At 34.1% G+C, this 14,422-nt stretch carries 17 protein-coding genes; 4 read left to right on the forward strand and 13 right to left on the reverse strand.

What is annotated here, in order from left to right; translation table 11 throughout:
* The first annotated feature begins 239 nt into the window (after window positions 1-239).
* Together AC3E9W_RS14245 and AC3E9W_RS14250 are read left to right on the forward strand one after the other, a co-directional pair.
* Window positions 240-1,751: a GH3 auxin-responsive promoter family protein gene (locus AC3E9W_RS14245; RefSeq protein WP_456893825.1), complete on the forward strand. Its 1,512-nt coding sequence runs from the start codon at window positions 240-242 to the stop codon at window positions 1,749-1,751.
* A gap of 61 nt (window positions 1,752-1,812) precedes the next feature.
* Window positions 1,813-2,055, forward strand: coding sequence for a redox-active disulfide protein 2 (locus AC3E9W_RS14250; RefSeq protein ID WP_488768852.1), 243 nt, complete (start codon window positions 1,813-1,815; stop codon window positions 2,053-2,055).
* A 502-nt stretch (window positions 2,056-2,557) separates the two neighbouring features.
* Here the strand turns inward: AC3E9W_RS14250 and serB are convergent.
* The 7 genes from serB to AC3E9W_RS14285 all read right to left on the reverse strand — a co-directional run bounded on the left by serB (window position 2,558) and on the right by AC3E9W_RS14285 (window position 6,770).
* Window positions 2,558-3,787, reverse strand: a complete 1,230-nt coding sequence (serB, locus tag AC3E9W_RS14255; RefSeq protein ID WP_488768853.1) for a phosphoserine phosphatase SerB — start codon at window positions 3,785-3,787, stop codon at window positions 2,558-2,560.
* A gap of 156 nt (window positions 3,788-3,943) precedes the next feature.
* Window positions 3,944-4,378 carry a VOC family protein gene (locus tag AC3E9W_RS14260; RefSeq protein WP_456893821.1) on the reverse strand — a complete coding sequence of 145 codons (435 nt, stop codon included), beginning with the start codon at window positions 4,376-4,378 and terminating at the stop codon, window positions 3,944-3,946.
* Window positions 4,379-4,436: 58 nt separating this feature from the next.
* Window positions 4,437-4,874, reverse strand: coding sequence for an SRPBCC family protein (locus AC3E9W_RS14265; RefSeq protein ID WP_488768854.1), 438 nt, complete (start codon window positions 4,872-4,874; stop codon window positions 4,437-4,439).
* Window position 4,875: 1 nt separating this feature from the next.
* On the reverse strand, window positions 4,876-5,286 hold the full coding sequence (locus tag AC3E9W_RS14270) for a VOC family protein (RefSeq protein WP_306159591.1): 411 nt from the start codon (window positions 5,284-5,286) through the stop codon (window positions 4,876-4,878).
* A 238-nt stretch (window positions 5,287-5,524) separates the two neighbouring features.
* A complete protein-coding gene (locus AC3E9W_RS14275; protein WP_488768855.1) occupies window positions 5,525-5,929 on the reverse strand; it encodes an SRPBCC family protein in 405 nt (134 codons plus the stop codon).
* 14 nt (window positions 5,930-5,943) lie between these two features.
* Window positions 5,944-6,360, reverse strand: coding sequence for an SRPBCC domain-containing protein (locus AC3E9W_RS14280; RefSeq protein WP_488768856.1), 417 nt, complete (start codon window positions 6,358-6,360; stop codon window positions 5,944-5,946).
* The gene (locus tag AC3E9W_RS14285; protein ID WP_488768857.1) at window positions 6,357-6,770 is read right to left on the reverse strand and encodes a VOC family protein; all 414 of its coding nucleotides are present in this window, start codon (window positions 6,768-6,770) and stop codon (window positions 6,357-6,359) included. Before AC3E9W_RS14285 ends, AC3E9W_RS14280 begins: the two co-directional genes overlap by 4 nt.
* A gap of 140 nt (window positions 6,771-6,910) precedes the next feature.
* Between AC3E9W_RS14285 and AC3E9W_RS14290 the strand changes: the two genes are divergently transcribed.
* Both AC3E9W_RS14290 and AC3E9W_RS14295 read left to right on the forward strand, forming a co-directional pair.
* A complete protein-coding gene (locus AC3E9W_RS14290; protein WP_488768858.1) occupies window positions 6,911-7,876 on the forward strand; it encodes a GlxA family transcriptional regulator in 966 nt (321 codons plus the stop codon).
* Window positions 7,877-7,936: 60 nt separating this feature from the next.
* Window positions 7,937-8,410: a hypothetical protein gene (locus AC3E9W_RS14295; protein ID WP_488768859.1), complete on the forward strand. Its 474-nt coding sequence runs from the start codon at window positions 7,937-7,939 to the stop codon at window positions 8,408-8,410.
* A gap of 20 nt (window positions 8,411-8,430) precedes the next feature.
* Here the strand turns inward: AC3E9W_RS14295 and AC3E9W_RS14300 are convergent, their stop codons facing one another.
* The 6 genes from AC3E9W_RS14300 to AC3E9W_RS14325 all read right to left on the reverse strand — a co-directional run bounded on the left by AC3E9W_RS14300 (window position 8,431) and on the right by AC3E9W_RS14325 (window position 14,382).
* Window positions 8,431-8,991 carry a murein L,D-transpeptidase catalytic domain-containing protein gene (locus AC3E9W_RS14300; protein ID WP_488768860.1) on the reverse strand — a complete coding sequence of 187 codons (561 nt, stop codon included), beginning with the start codon at window positions 8,989-8,991 and terminating at the stop codon, window positions 8,431-8,433.
* A gap of 400 nt (window positions 8,992-9,391) precedes the next feature.
* A complete protein-coding gene (gene clpX / locus AC3E9W_RS14305; protein ID WP_306159605.1) occupies window positions 9,392-10,624 on the reverse strand; it encodes an ATP-dependent Clp protease ATP-binding subunit ClpX in 1,233 nt (410 codons plus the stop codon).
* A gap of 169 nt (window positions 10,625-10,793) precedes the next feature.
* Window positions 10,794-11,468, reverse strand: a complete 675-nt coding sequence (gene clpP / locus AC3E9W_RS14310; protein WP_306159607.1) for an ATP-dependent Clp endopeptidase proteolytic subunit ClpP — start codon at window positions 11,466-11,468, stop codon at window positions 10,794-10,796.
* Between the two features lie 317 nt (window positions 11,469-11,785).
* The gene (locus tag AC3E9W_RS14315) at window positions 11,786-13,108 is read right to left on the reverse strand and encodes a trigger factor (RefSeq protein WP_488768862.1); all 1,323 of its coding nucleotides are present in this window, start codon (window positions 13,106-13,108) and stop codon (window positions 11,786-11,788) included.
* 112 nt (window positions 13,109-13,220) lie between these two features.
* Window positions 13,221-13,565, reverse strand: a complete 345-nt coding sequence (locus AC3E9W_RS14320; RefSeq protein ID WP_306159611.1) for a phage holin family protein — start codon at window positions 13,563-13,565, stop codon at window positions 13,221-13,223.
* Between the two features lie 52 nt (window positions 13,566-13,617).
* The gene (locus tag AC3E9W_RS14325) at window positions 13,618-14,382 is read right to left on the reverse strand and encodes an alpha/beta fold hydrolase (RefSeq protein ID WP_488768863.1); all 765 of its coding nucleotides are present in this window, start codon (window positions 14,380-14,382) and stop codon (window positions 13,618-13,620) included.
* Between the last annotated feature and the right edge of the window lie 40 nt (window positions 14,383-14,422).

The raw sequence follows: 14,422 nt of genomic DNA on the forward strand, positions 1-14,422 counted from the left end.
TTTTTTTATTTATAATTGCTGATTTAGACTTATCAAAAGATTTAAAGTTTTTTGTGTTAAAATTCGACTTATTAGGTAGAATCTTTACTTCAAATCGAATTGTTTTTTACAAAAAAACATTATTTTTGATATGAAGACAAAGTTACTATTTGTCTCTCGATATTCAAATTTTAAGTTTTTTTGTTTTACACAGATTGTAAGATTAAAAACCTAAAATCAGTTAACTAAAAACCAGATTCATGCCTTTATCAATTATCAATTCGTTTGCATCTTGGGTCCTAAAACAAAGGATTCATCAAATAGAGCTTTTTTTAAAATATCCTAATGAAGTTCAGGAAGAATTATTGCACAACTTATTGATGGCGTCTGAAAATACGGTTATTGGTAAACAATATGAATTTTCGACTATTAACTCTTATCAGACTTTTGCAGAAAGAGTTCCGATTGCAACTTACGAAGAACTGCAGCCTCTTATTGAGCGTACGCGTTTGGGCGAACAAAACGTTTTTTGGGAAACTCCAATTAAATGGTTTGCCAAATCGAGCGGTACCACAAATGCCAAAAGTAAATTTATTCCAGTAAGCAATGAAGCGCTTGAAGATTGCCATTATAAAGGCAGTAAAGATCTTTTGTGTCTTTATTTAAACAATAACGAAGATTCTGAATTGTTTTTGGGAAAAAGCCTTCGTTTAGGCGGAAGTTCTCAAATTTACGAAAACAACAATACTTTCTTTGGCGATTTGTCGGCTATTCTGATTGAGAATATGCCAATGTGGGCAGAATTTAGCAGCACGCCAAGCAGCAAAACTTCGCTGATGAGCGAATGGGAAACAAAAATGGCTGCTATCATCAATGAAACTAAAAACGAAAATGTAACCAGTTTTGCTGGTGTTCCTTCTTGGATGTTGGTATTGATGAATAGAGTGTTGGAAAATACAGGAAAACAGAATTTATTCGAACTTTGGCCCAACCTAGAAGTTTATTTTCATGGCGGTGTGAGTTTTTCTCCATACAAAGAACAATACAAAAATATTCTGCCAAGCAAAGATTTTAGATATTACGAAATATACAATGCTTCTGAAGGTTTTTTTGCTATTCAGGATTTGAATAATTCAAGTGATTTATTACTGATGCTGGATTACGGAATTTTCTACGAATTTATTCCGATGGATACTTTTGGAACTCCAAACCAAAAAGTGATTCGTCTGGCTGATGTCGAATTGAATAAAAACTACGCAATTGTTATTACTACCAATTCTGGTTTATGGCGCTATTTGATTGGCGATACAGTTCGTTTTACCTCTTTAAATCCGTATAGAATTAGGGTTACGGGAAGAACGAAACATCATATTAATGTTTTTGGTGAAGAATTGATGGTCGAAAATACTGATCAGGCTATTGCAAAAGCGTGCCAGGTTACACAAACTGAAGTGATTGATTATACGGTTGCTCCTATTTTTATGCAAGACAAAGAAAAAGGCGCACACGAATGGATGATCGAATTTAAGAAACACCCTGCTGATGTTGGCCTTTTCCAAAAAGTTTTAGACGAAACGCTACAAACTTTAAATTCTGATTACGAAGCCAAACGCTACAACAATATGACTTTGAATCCTTTGGTGGTTAATGTTGCTCGCGAAAATCTTTTTTATGATTGGTTAAAAGAAAGAGATAAGTTAGGCGGACAGCATAAGATTCCGAGACTTTCGAATCAGAGGGATTATTTGGAGCAGTTGAAGGAAATGTGTTGATTTTTTTCCGCCACGAATTCACGAATTAAAATTACAAATGATTTTTATCTAAATAAAACACATGAAGAATACTAAATTTAGCGAAATGACAACAGAAGAACTGATTAAAAATCAGAAGACATTGAAAACGGTTAATGCTATTTTTGCTGTTGTATTGTTTATGTTATTTGCTCTTAACTTGTTCATTATTTTCATGAAAGGTTTTAGTTCTATGAATGTTGTTCCTATTGCTTTATTGCCAATTCTGATTTTAAATGTTAGAAATTTAAAAGAAATGAAAAGAGAGTTGGAATCTCGTGAATAAAATAGCCCTATAAAAAAATATAAATTGCCACTAGCTTTAGCTAGTGGTTCTAAAAAGACTCTTTGAAGGCTTTAGCCAAACCTGTTAAACATTTGGCTAAAGCCTTTTTTTTGTTTTCTTCCATACCTCCAGCTAAAGCTGGAGGCAATTCACATTTCTTTAATTCTTTAAAAACGGAAATTCCACTAACCCGCATGAGGGATAGAAGTGGAAATCCTTTTGTGCCGGGGTTCGGCACAAAAGATTGCAACGGATAGCCCGACCCGCCTTTTTCTGGCGGGACATGCCCAAATAAAAAACCTCAGCTCTTTTTAATTGAGAGACTGAGGTTTATTTTATCTTGATTGTCGTCCTTCGACTTCGCTCAGGAGGACAAAACTATGAATTTCGATTGTCAGACTGAGCGTCCCGACGCTTCGGGAGAAGCCCGTGTCCTATTGGAGCGCCCTTCGACTCCGCTCAGGGTGACAAAACTATTGAAAACTATTCTTATGAATAGATTTTACATCATATCGATATAGCGATCGTGATATCCTAAAAGATATAAAACACCGTCGAGACCTAAACTTGAAATAGATGTTGAAGCGCTTTCTTTTACTTTTGGTTTGGCGTGAAAAGCGATTCCGAGACCGGCTAGGTTTAGCATTGGCAAATCGTTTGCTCCGTCTCCAACTGCGATAGTTTGGTTAATGTGGATTCCTTCTTTTTCGGCAATTGCTTTTAAGTGTTCGGCTTTTTTCTGACCGTCTACAATGTCGCCGATATATTTTCCGGTTAGCTTACCATCTTTTATTTCTAACTGATTGGCGTGAACGTAATCTATGCCTAATTCTTTTTGAAGATATTCTCCGAAATAGGTAAATCCTCCAGAAAGAATTGCGGTTTTATATCCGTAATACTTTAAGGCTTTCATCAAACGATGCGCTCCTTGTGTTATTGGCAAGTTGACAGCAACGTTTTGCAATACTTCTTCGCTCAAACCTTCAAGCAAAGCCATACGTTGTTTGAAACTTTCGTTAAAATCAATTTCTCCGTTCATAGCCGATTCTGTAATGGCACGCACTTGATCTCCTACTCCGTTTAGTTCTGCCAATTCGTCGATTACTTCAGTTTGGATTAAAGTAGAATCCATATCGAAGCAAACCAAACGGCGATTTCTTCTGTAGATATTGTCTTCTTGAAAAGAAATATCAACGTTTAGCGTTCTAGAAATTTCCATAAAACTGGCCGTCATGATAATCTTGTTTACAATTTCACCTGTTACAGACAATTGAATACAAGAACGCGGATATTCTTCTTTTTCGACAATAGAAGTTCTTCCCGTCAATCGGATAATAGAATCGATATTCAGATTTTGATCTGACATGATTTTGGTTACTGCCGCTAGTTGTGAAGCTGCCAGTTTTTCGCCCAAAATATTGATAATGTAACGTTGTTTAGATTGTGATTTTACCCATGTTTCATAATCTTCTATAGAAATCGGAATAAATTTTACTTTAATTTCCAGTTCGTAAGCTTTGAACAGAAGATCTTTTAAAACTGGCGCCGAAGATGATCCAGCAGCAATTTCGAACAAAATTCCCAAAGAAAGTGTATCATGAATATCGGCTTGACCGATATCTAAAATATTAGCATCGTATGCCGCTAAAACTGCGGTTAAGCCTGCTGTAACTCCAATTTTATCGTGTCCTGAAACTTTTAATAAAATTATTTCTTTATCTTCTGCTGCCATTTTTCTTTCTTGAATTTGAAGCGACAAAAATCGGCAATCTCTAGTTGATAAAAAAGAATAATCCTTGTTTTTTTGAAAAGAAAAAGCACATATCAATGTGCTTTTTCGAGTAATTTAACAATTATCTTTTATTATTAAGATAACGTAACTTTTTGATTATTTCATTGGTTCATTTTTATCAAAATTAACCATCCAGTTGATGCCGAATTTATCTTTGAACATTCCGAAATAAGCTCCCCAGAAAGTGTCTGCCAGTGGCATTTCTACATGTCCCCCAGCAGAAAGTCCGTTGAAAATTCGGTCTGCTTCTTCTGTGCTTTCTGCATTGATAGAAATAGAGAAATTATCTCCAAAACCTACGTCTCCGTATCTTGGATGTGTGTCGCTTCCCATTAAAATGGTATTCCCAATTGGAAGTGAAACGTGCATAATTCTATTTTGTGCCTCCTCAGAAAGCACTTCTCCTTCTTCTGCTGGAGCATCTTTAAATTTTCCGATATACGGAAATTCTCCGCCAAAAACTGATTTATAAAATAGGAATGCTTCTTCGCATGTCCCGTTAAACATTAAATATGGGTTTACTGCTGCCATGATGTTTTTTATTGTTTATTGTTTGTTGTTTGTTGTTTCTAGTCCTTAACACTGAGAACTAATTCTCTGCTAACTCTTTAATCGTTTCCAATCCTTTTGGGAAAGCTTCTTTGAAGAAATCTATATGTTTATCGATTACGTCGACTTCTACATGAAGATCAACCACATCCCCTTTTTGAATTAATCTGTAGGTTTCCATTGCTCCTATCCATTTTTTCGTTTCTTCATTTGGCGGAACTTCTTTAAAATCTTTAAGCTCGCCCATATGTTTAAACGCCATGTATTCGTTCGGAATTTTAGTTTCAATTATACTGTTCATTCCCTCTCCGCCAGACCCTAAAAAATAAATTTTATCGCCTTCGTTCCAATTCGTTTGCACGTAACTTTCTCCGCAAAAAGAGCTTGTCCACTTTCTGTAGGTTGCGTCGTCCCATAAGACTTTCCAAATCTTTTCTCTGGAAGCCTTTACATCGATATTAAATACTAATTTTTCCATATTAACCGGGTAATTTACTAAAGTCCATAAATAAAACATTCCAACGATGACCATCCAAATCGGCAAAACCGCAGCCATACATCCATCCTTGACTTTCTGCAGGAGGCGAAAAAACAGTTCCGCCAGCTTCTTTGACTTTTTCTGCTAATTCATCTACTTCTTCTCTGCTTTCTGCATCGATCGAAATCAAGACTTCAGAACTTGATTTTGTATCGGTGAGATTGTGCTGAGAAAAACTTGAAAAAAGCATTTCTTCAAAAAGCATTACTACAAAATGCCCTTCTCCTACAATCATGCACGTCGAACTTGGCGTATCATGCTGTTCATTAAACGAAAAACCTATTTTCCAGAAAAAATCTTTCGCTTTTGCTACGTCCTTTACAGGAAGATTCAACCATATTTGTTTTGTCATTTTTTGTTTTTTTGTTGGGTTAGATATTTTTTCTTCTTTTTTTTAAACCATATAAGTTATGTAAGTAAATTTTAAATGTAAATCTTTGAACCTTTGCGGGTATGTTTTGCCACGAAGGCACTAAGACGCTAAGTTTTTATTTTTTGCTTAACGATAAAATCCTTCACTTTTACCGCATCGCATTAAATCTTTGTTGCTTTGTCACTTTGCAACTTTGTAACTTCTGAAGACTTTGAATCTAATTTTGCTCAACATAAGACTTAAAATTATCCAAAATGGCCTGCCAGCCAGCGCGCTGCATTTCTTCTGGATTTTGAGTTTCTGGGTCGAAGCTTTCAATTATTTCAACACCATTTGAAGTTTCTGTGAACGTAATTTCAACCTTTCTTCCGTCTGCCATTACATAAGAAAGTGCTTGGTTTGGTTTTACCAGAGTAAACTCACCTTCGAAGTCAAAACTCATGCTTCCGTCTTTTGCTGCCATAGTCGATTTGAATTTGCCTCCTTCTCTCACATCGGCTTCTGCGTAAGGTGTGTGCCAATCTGGAGAAGCAAAACTCCATTTTGTAATATGTTCTGGGGTATTCCAAAAATTCCAAACTTTATCTAGAGATGCATTAACGGTTGTTTGTATTGTGATCATTTTTAATTTTTTAGTTAATTATTGTTCTTAATATGTTCAGCATAAGTCTTGAAATTATCTATTACTGTCTGACACCATTGTTTCTGCATATCTTCTGAGTCTTGAAGATTGGGTTCAAATATTTCAGTAAGTTTTACAGCGCCATTATATTCTTCAAAGCGAATAGTTCCTTTTCTTTTGTCAGAAAGTAAATATTCAATTGAGGAAAGAACTTTTACATCTGTATATATTCCTTCAAAATCGAATGTTGCACTTTTATCTTTTGCCTGCATGGTATATTTAAATTTACCATTGATTTTTAAATCATTTTCTGCTGCAATTGTCTGCCATTCTTCTGATGGATAATTCCAATTTATAATATGTTCTGGCAAAGTCCATAATTTCCACACCTTTGCAATTGGTGCATTTATTATGCATTGTACTGAAATCATTCTGGATTATTTGGAATATTATTCTCATCCATATAAAACACTTCCCAATGATGTCCGTCTATATCTAGAAAAGTTCTTTGATACATCCAGCCATAATCTTGTGACTGGTTGTAATCAGTTCCTCCTGCCTTAACGGCCCTCTCCATAATTTCGTCCACCTTTTCACGATTTTCTACTGAAATCGCAATAAGAACTTCGCTTGTTGTTTTCGTGTCGCAAATTTGCTTTTTTGTAAAAGTCTGATAAAACTCTTCCACCAAAAGCATTGCATTAATATTTTCACCAATCTCTAAACAGGTTCCTTTTTCGTTGGTAAATTTTTCGTTGAACGAAAAACCTAACTGTGTAAAAAAATCAATTGAACGTTTTAAATCTTTTACGGCAAGATTTAAGAATATCTTTGTTTTCATCTTTATAAAATTACGAATTAATTAAAACAAATTTAAAATATTAAGATTAGTTAAAATGTCAATAAAAGTCATTTTTAGGGGCATTTAAGACAATTTACTTATTTTTGTATAAACTGAACCTCCAAAAAACTATAAATATCATGAGCAAGAAATTAGGTTTAATCGTACCTCACGACTATAAATTATTAAGTATAGCAGCGATATTAGAAGTATTTGAAACCGCAAACAAACTTACCTCGGGAGCCGAAAAACCATTTGAAATAATGATTTTTCAATCGCAAGAACAAGCCGATCAAGGAAATTTATTTGGATATAAAAGCAATGCTATTGAGTCTTCAGATAGTGTTTTAGATTTAATTTTAATTCCCGCTTTTACTACCGACAATATGAGCGAGATGATTAAAAAGAATAAAAATTTTATTCCCTGGCTGAAAAAACAACATCAAGCTGGAGCTGAATTAGCCAGTTTTTGTACAGGAGCTTTTTTGTTTGCTGCGTCAGGTTTGCTAAACGAAAAATTAGCCACAACTCATGTAGATGCTTGCAGTGCTTTTACAAAAGCTTTTCCAATGGTCAAATTAAAACCTGAAGAGACTTTAACCGCTGACGGAAGTTTGTACACAAGCGGAGGCTCGACCTCTACCTTTCACCTATTGATACTTTTAGTCCAGAAATTTTGTGGAAATGAAATGGCAGTAAAAATTGCTAAAATATTTTCTATCGATTTAAATCGATACAAGCAAAGTTATTTTAGCACTTTCAGACCTAATCATTTACACAATGACACTTTGGTTGCCATGTTGCAGCAAAAAATAGAAAGTCAGTATCATACAATTGAAAAACTGGAAGAAATCACCAAAGATATTCCGACCAGTGCAAGAAACATGACACGCCGTTTTAAACAAGTAACTGGAATTCCGCCAATTGAATATCTTCAGAATATTAGAGTAGAAAGCTCCAAAAAATACTTAGAACAAACCCAGCTTTCAATTTCAGAAATTATTGAAAAAACAGGTTATAACGATCCGAAAGCTTTTAGGAAAGTGTTTTATAAAATGGTCGGAATGAAACCTATTGAATATCGAGAGAAGTTTAGGGTTCAATAAAAAAGTTGGTTTTGTTAAAAATTTTCTTATTTTTATTTGAAATTTCTAAATCCTAAAATAATGAAAAAAGCTATTGGTCTTTTACTAATTCTATTGGTTTCTATTGGTTGTGATTCTGATCCTTTTAAAGAAGACATTATTGAAGGTTTTAATCTTGATGCCTCTATAGACTTCAGTGTTGTTAATTCTAAAAATGAAGATTTATTGAATCCGAGCAATCCTGATAGTTACGACCCAAAGAAAATAAAAATACTTTTTTTATTGGACGGGAAATTGGTTCCGCAATATCAAGCCAATTTAGATTATCCTAATTTTTTCATGATTTACCAAAATTCAGATCGATATGCAATTCGAATTTTCTTAAACCACAATCCTAAAGAGAAATTTCCCGAAACTTATATTCAATGGAATGAAAATGACAAAGACATTGTAAAAGTTGAATATTCGAGAACAAAAAACTCTACTACCAAAAAAAATGTTTGGCTTAATGGTCAAGCTATTGCTAATCCTACTTATTTGACGATTACAAAGTAAGCCACGATGGCGATATCATATTAAGTCTTGATAATCCACATCAGGACTTTTTTATTGTTTTTCAAACGTTCGTCAATTTCTTTCATGCTTTCGTTTGAAACTGCTGGACAGCCCCAACCTTCTGGCGTTCCTTCTGGATAAACTTCATTATCTGAAATTGCATCCCAAGAATGGAGCACTATGGCACTGTTTCGTGCATTCGAATTTGTTTTGTCTTTTCCCTGCAAAACATAATTTACTTTTATGCCCCACTGACTCACACCGCGATCTAAAACCACATATTTCCCAATTGAGGAACAATGTGAATCGAACTCGTTGCTAATCTGCGGTTTTTCTTTAGAAGAAGTTCTTCGCCATTGGTTATCGCCACAGCCGTGACTCACCATATAAGATTTTACAATTTTGTTTTGCTTAAAATCGTAAATAAAAAATCTTTTATAGCCAGAATGCAATCCTAAATCAATAAGAAAAAAGAAATTTTGATTGTAATTGTTGGTTTTGCAAAATGCTAAAGCTTCTTTGTAATAAGAACTATAATCTGTTTTCGCCTCAAATAACTTGTCTTCTTTTTTTGGAAGCAAAAGTGATTTATCCTCTTTCTTTTGGACACAGAACCACAACGCAAAAAAAATAATGAAGCAATATAGTATCTTCAATAATTTAATTACCAGATTAAGTTTCAATTTATTTTTTTATTCTCTTAAATACTTTTTAAGTGCTTTTATAACCAAAAACAAAGTATAAAAAATAATTCCAAAAAAAGCACCGTAAAAAACAAAAAGAACAATTTGCCATATCAGCAAACCAATTTCCATACTTCCAAAATCCATATTTAAAACTTATGATTAAACGAATCGGCTAAAACAAATGTAAGAAATAACACGAAATAAAATATAAAAAAAAACCTGCTCAAAAAAATGAACAGGTTTAGGATGTGAACTTTGTCAAAGTTTAAAACTTTGACAAAATTATAGGATTACTTTAAGAAGCAATTTCCATACGCTTCAATAAGTTTTTACTTAACGTATGTTCTGCGTATTCTTTGTCAATTGTCAGACTGATATCGTCTGAAGTTGGCAGTTCGTACATGGCATCTGTCAGGATAGCTTCGCATAACGAACGTAATCCACGAGCACCTAATTTATATTCTAAAGCTTTATCTACAATAAAATCTAATGCTTCGTCTGTAATGGTAAATTCAACATCATCCATTAAGAACAATTTCTGATATTGTTTGATTAAAGCGTTTTTAGGTTGCGTTAAAATAGCACGAAGTGTTTCTTTATCCAAAGGATCCATGTGCGTTAAAACTGGCAAACGACCTATGATCTCAGGAATTAAACCAAAGTCTTTGATGTCTTTTGGAATGATATACTGCAACAAATTGTCTTTGTCGATATTGTCAACATTTTTAGAAGTTGAGTAACCCACTGCCTGACGGTTTAAACGTTTTGAAATAATACGCTCTACGCCATCAAAAGCTCCACCGGCAATAAACAAGATGTTTTGAGTATTTACCTCAACAAATTTCTGGTCTGGGTGTTTACGTCCTCCTTTTGGCGGTACATTTACAACTGTTCCTTCTAATAATTTTAATAATGCCTGCTGAACACCTTCTCCAGAAACGTCACGCGTAATTGACGGGTTATCACTCTTACGGGCAATTTTATCAATTTCGTCAATAAATACGATTCCTCTTTCGGCTTTTGCCACATCATAATCTGCAGCTTGAAGTAAACGTGTCAAAATACTTTCTACGTCTTCTCCAACATAACCTGCTTCTGTCAAAACTGTTGCATCAACAATTGCCAACGGAACATCTAACATTTTTGCAATGGTTTTTGCTACTAATGTTTTTCCAGTTCCGGTTTGTCCCACCATGATGATGTTACTTTTTTCAATCTCCACTTCGTCGTCCAATTGCTGTTGCATTAAACGTTTGTAGTGATTGTAAACCGCAACCGACATTACTTTTTTAGTCTGATCTTGACCAATAACATATTGATCCAGGAAAGCTCTAATTTCTTTTGGTTTCTTTAAAATTAAGTCCCCAACTAGTTTTGCGCTTCCGCTAGATTTTAATTCTTCTAATACAATTCCGTGTGCTTGTTCAATACATTTATCACAAATATGTGCATTGATACCCGCAATTAATAAATTAGTTTCTGGCTTCTTTCTTCCACAAAACGAACATTCTAATACTACTTTTGCCATTCTATTTATGTTACTAAGCTGCAAAGATACTAAGTTTCTAAGCTTTTTGACCTAAAACTTAAAAACTTAACTTCTTTACAGCTTAATCTTATACTTTATTTATGATTTTTTAAAATTACAAAGAGCCTCAGTAACTCAGCATCTTAATAACTTAGAAGCTTTAAGAAAATTATCCTCTTCTTAATACTTCGTCAATCATTCCGTACTCTTTTGCTTCGTCAGCTTTCATCCAATAGTCACGCTCACTGTCTTTGTGAACTCTTTCGAATGACTGTCCAGAGTGTTGTGAAATGATGTTATATAATTCATCTTTCAATTTTAACATCTCACGTAAGTTGATTTCCATATCTGTTGCAACTCCTTGTGCTCCTCCAGATGGCTGGTGAATCATTACTCTTGAGTGAGGCAATGCAGAACGTTTTCCAGCTGCTCCTGCACATAATAAAACTGCTCCCATAGAAGCTGCCATTCCTGTACAGATTGTTGCTACATCTGGTTTGATGTATTGCATTGTATCGTAAATTCCTAAACCTGCGTAAACACTTCCTCCTGGAGAGTTTAAATAAATTTGAATATCTTTTGAAGCATCAGCGCTTTCTAAAAATAATAACTGAGCCTGAACAATATTAGCAATCTGATCGTCAATACCTGTTCCTAAAAAGATAATTCTATCCATCATTAATCTTGAGAAAACGTCTAATTGAGAAATATTCAACTGGCGTTCTTCTATAATATATGGAGTCATGTTTGTTGGAGTCATTGCGGCTACGATTTTATCGTAATACATTGCGTTTACTCCTTGGTGCTTTGTAGCAAATTTTTTGAATTCTTTACCGTAGTTCATATTGTAGTGTTCTAAGTTTATGTTAATGATATTATTTTCTCATCAAAGGTTGTACCTCTTTCAAAAAAATGTCAATTTGTCCTGTTTCTAGCCCAGATAGCAGTGGAAAGCTTTTTTTAATTGACAACTATTTTTTGTTGGTAGAAAAAAGCGACCAACGGAAGCTCTTTTTTTACCTTACAAAAAAAGGCGACAATAAAAAAACTTGCAACGGATAGCTGGATTAGCTTCTGAAAAGTAATCAAAAAATAAATTAAAACAAAAGAGCGTCGGGAAAAAACTTCCTGACGCTCTTAATATGAATATTATTTTAGAAATTATTCTCCGTAAGAAGCAGCGATAAATTCTTCGTAAGTAACCTCTTTAGTTGTTGGGTTAGCTTTTTCTTTGAAGATATCTAACATTTTTGATGCTACAACTTGCTCAGAAAGTCTCTTCACTTCTTCTTGGTTAGATAAAACTCTAGCCACGATTCCTTCTACTTCTTCGTCAGTTGGATTTGTTTGTCCAAATTGAGCCATTTGCTGTCTGATAGCGCTTGATGTAAAAGCTTTTAAGTCTTCAAATGTAATTTGGATATTGCTTTGTGCTAAAGCTTTTCCTTCGATTAATTGGAAACGTAAACCTTTTTCAGATCTTGCGTATTCAACTTCAGCTTCTTCAGCAGTTAATTTTTTCTCTCCTACAGTTTGCAACCATTTTTTAAGGAATTCAGCTGGTAAATCGAATTTTGTGTTTTCGATTAAGAAATCCTGAACGTCTAATAATAATTTTTGTTCTGATTGCTGTGCAAATTGTGCTTCAGCATCTTCTTTAATTTTAGCTTTTAAATCTTCTAGAGAAGCTACTTTTCCTTCACCAAAAAGTTTGTCAAATAATTCTTGGTTTAATTCAGCTGGCTCAGAACCGTTGATAGCACTGATAGTAAAGTTTACTTCAACATCTAAACCGTGAACACCTTCGTGAGCAACTTTTAAGTAATCCATTAATTGGTGATCGTCTTCAAATAAACCTTTTGTGCTTACTGTAACAACATCTCCAACTTTTTTACCTACGAATTGTTTTCCAGCTTTTTTACTGAAAGCGCTAACTGCAATTGTAGTTGTATTGTCGATTCCTTCAGCTTCGTTTGAGAAAGTTCCAGTTAAATCTGAGTTTTCATCAGATACTTCTTGAGGAATTGCTTTTCCAAATTGTTTTTGGATACGCTCTACTTGTCCGTCGATTAATTTATCGTCAGCAGTAACGATATATTTTACGATATCATTTTTAGCTTCTAAATCAATTTCGAAGTTTGGCACTAAACCAATTTCGTATTCGAAAGTTAATTCTTCTGCATCCCAGTTAAAATCTTCATTTACTTTAGCAAGAGGAGTTCCTAAAAGATTTAATCTTTCAGATTGAATATAACGCTCTAAAGCCAAATCAACTACTTTTTTGATCTCTTCTTGCTTAATAGCTTTTCCGTATTGTTTTTCAACAAGATCTTTAGGCACGGCACCTTTTCTAAATCCTTTAACTTGTGCTAAAGGCATCTTTTCGTTAATTCTTTTTGCTACTTGACCTTTATAATCCATATGAACAACGTTCATAACGATTGTCTCGTTTACAGCGTCTATTGCTACTCTTTTAATATCCATCTTCTTCTTTAATTTACATAATAAAATTGGGTTGCAAAATTATAAAATTTTTGCAACCCAACCAAGTTTTTAATCTATTGTATTAGAAGCAGTTTTAATCTGACATAATGTTTTATTTATCGTCTCCTAGTATTTTATAGGTGATCGATTGCAGAATAGACAAAATTACACTAAATATTAATGCTGTCCAGAACGAATCTACCGCAAAGCCTCCTACAATCTTTGTACAAAGTAAAATAATGATGGCGTTTATAACTAATAAAAATAATCCGAGAGTAACCACTGTTACGGGCAATGTCAGGATAACCAATATTGGTTTTATAAACAAATTAAGCAATCCTAGAACAAAAGCAACAATTACAGCTGTTCCAAAACTTGCCACATGAACACCAGTTAAAAGGTTAGACAGTAACAAAACCAAGGCTGCTGTAACAAGAAGTCTAAGTATTAATTTCATAACTTTTTCTTTTAAATTTTAAATAAATGTACTAAAATTTTTATCACAAAAACTACTCTTTTAAAAAGGAAGCTGTCATTTCGAAAAACATTTTCGGATTTTCGGCATGAAGCCAATGCCCAGCGTTTGGAATCGTTTCTAGTTTTAAGTTTGGAAAATGCTGACGGATTCCATTAAGATCTGCATCTTGAATATAACCAGAATTTCCTCCGCGGATAAACAATGTCGGCTGGTCAAAAACTAAACCGTCTGGCAAAGGTTTTCCTATAGCATCCAGATTATTATTAAAAGCTTCTAAATTGAATCTGAAAGCTAATTGCCCAGGTTCTTTCCAATATAAATTTTTCAATAAAAACTGGCGTGTTCCAAAATCGGGAACATATTGTGACAAAGTTGCTTCTACGTCATTTCGGCTTGGTTTTACCGAAAAATCAATAGCGTTTAATCCTTCCAAAATATCTTGATGATGCTGTTTATAAAATCTCGGGCCAATATCTGCCACTATCAATTTATCTACAATTTCTGGATGCGTAGTCGCGAATAGCATAGCAACTTTTCCTCCCATTGAATGTCCTAGAATATCAATTCGTGTTAGATTATTTGCTTGACAGTATTCATAAACGTCCTGAACCATTGCTTCGTAACTCCACTCGTCTGAGTGAAAACTGCGGCCGTGGTTTCTTAAATCTAAAATATGAACTTGAAATCCGGCTTCTACATATTGTCCTGCTAGGGTTTTCCAGTTATCAGACATTCCGAGAAAGCCGTGGATGATGACAAATGGTTTTCCTTCGCCTTCTATTTTTGAGTATAACATATTTAAATATTTATTTTTTGAGATTCTCTGCGAAACTCTG

Source organism: Flavobacterium sp. 38 (assembly GCF_057799715.1).

Excerpts from the sequence above, each read along its gene's own strand:
- AC3E9W_RS14265 (WP_488768854.1), bottom strand. The coding sequence starts at position 4,874 with ATGGAAAAATTAGTATTTAATATCGATGTAAAGGCTTCCAGAGAAAAG.
- serB (WP_488768853.1), bottom strand. The coding sequence starts at position 3,787 with ATGGCAGCAGAAGATAAAGAAATAATTTTATTAAAAGTTTCAGGACAC.
- AC3E9W_RS14325 (WP_488768863.1), bottom strand. The coding sequence starts at position 14,382 with ATGTTATACTCAAAAATAGAAGGCGAAGGAAAACCATTTGTCATCATC.
- AC3E9W_RS14295 (WP_488768859.1), top strand. The coding sequence starts at position 7,937 with ATGAAAAAAGCTATTGGTCTTTTACTAATTCTATTGGTTTCTATTGGT.
- AC3E9W_RS14250 (WP_488768852.1), top strand. The coding sequence starts at position 1,813 with ATGAAGAATACTAAATTTAGCGAAATGACAACAGAAGAACTGATTAAA.
- AC3E9W_RS14280 (WP_488768856.1), bottom strand. The coding sequence starts at position 6,360 with ATGATTTCAGTACAATGCATAATAAATGCACCAATTGCAAAGGTGTGG.
- AC3E9W_RS14290 (WP_488768858.1), top strand. The coding sequence starts at position 6,911 with ATGAGCAAGAAATTAGGTTTAATCGTACCTCACGACTATAAATTATTA.
- AC3E9W_RS14275 (WP_488768855.1), bottom strand. The coding sequence starts at position 5,929 with ATGATCACAATACAAACAACCGTTAATGCATCTCTAGATAAAGTTTGG.
- AC3E9W_RS14285 (WP_488768857.1), bottom strand. The coding sequence starts at position 6,770 with ATGAAAACAAAGATATTCTTAAATCTTGCCGTAAAAGATTTAAAACGT.
- clpP (WP_306159607.1), bottom strand. The coding sequence starts at position 11,468 with ATGAACTACGGTAAAGAATTCAAAAAATTTGCTACAAAGCACCAAGGA.
- AC3E9W_RS14260 (WP_456893821.1), bottom strand. The coding sequence starts at position 4,378 with ATGGCAGCAGTAAACCCATATTTAATGTTTAACGGGACATGCGAAGAA.
- AC3E9W_RS14315 (WP_488768862.1), bottom strand. The coding sequence starts at position 13,108 with ATGGATATTAAAAGAGTAGCAATAGACGCTGTAAACGAGACAATCGTT.
- AC3E9W_RS14270 (WP_306159591.1), bottom strand. The coding sequence starts at position 5,286 with ATGACAAAACAAATATGGTTGAATCTTCCTGTAAAGGACGTAGCAAAA.
- clpX (WP_306159605.1), bottom strand. The coding sequence starts at position 10,624 with ATGGCAAAAGTAGTATTAGAATGTTCGTTTTGTGGAAGAAAGAAGCCA.
- AC3E9W_RS14320 (WP_306159611.1), bottom strand. The coding sequence starts at position 13,565 with ATGAAATTAATACTTAGACTTCTTGTTACAGCAGCCTTGGTTTTGTTA.
- AC3E9W_RS14245 (WP_456893825.1), top strand. The coding sequence starts at position 240 with ATGCCTTTATCAATTATCAATTCGTTTGCATCTTGGGTCCTAAAACAA.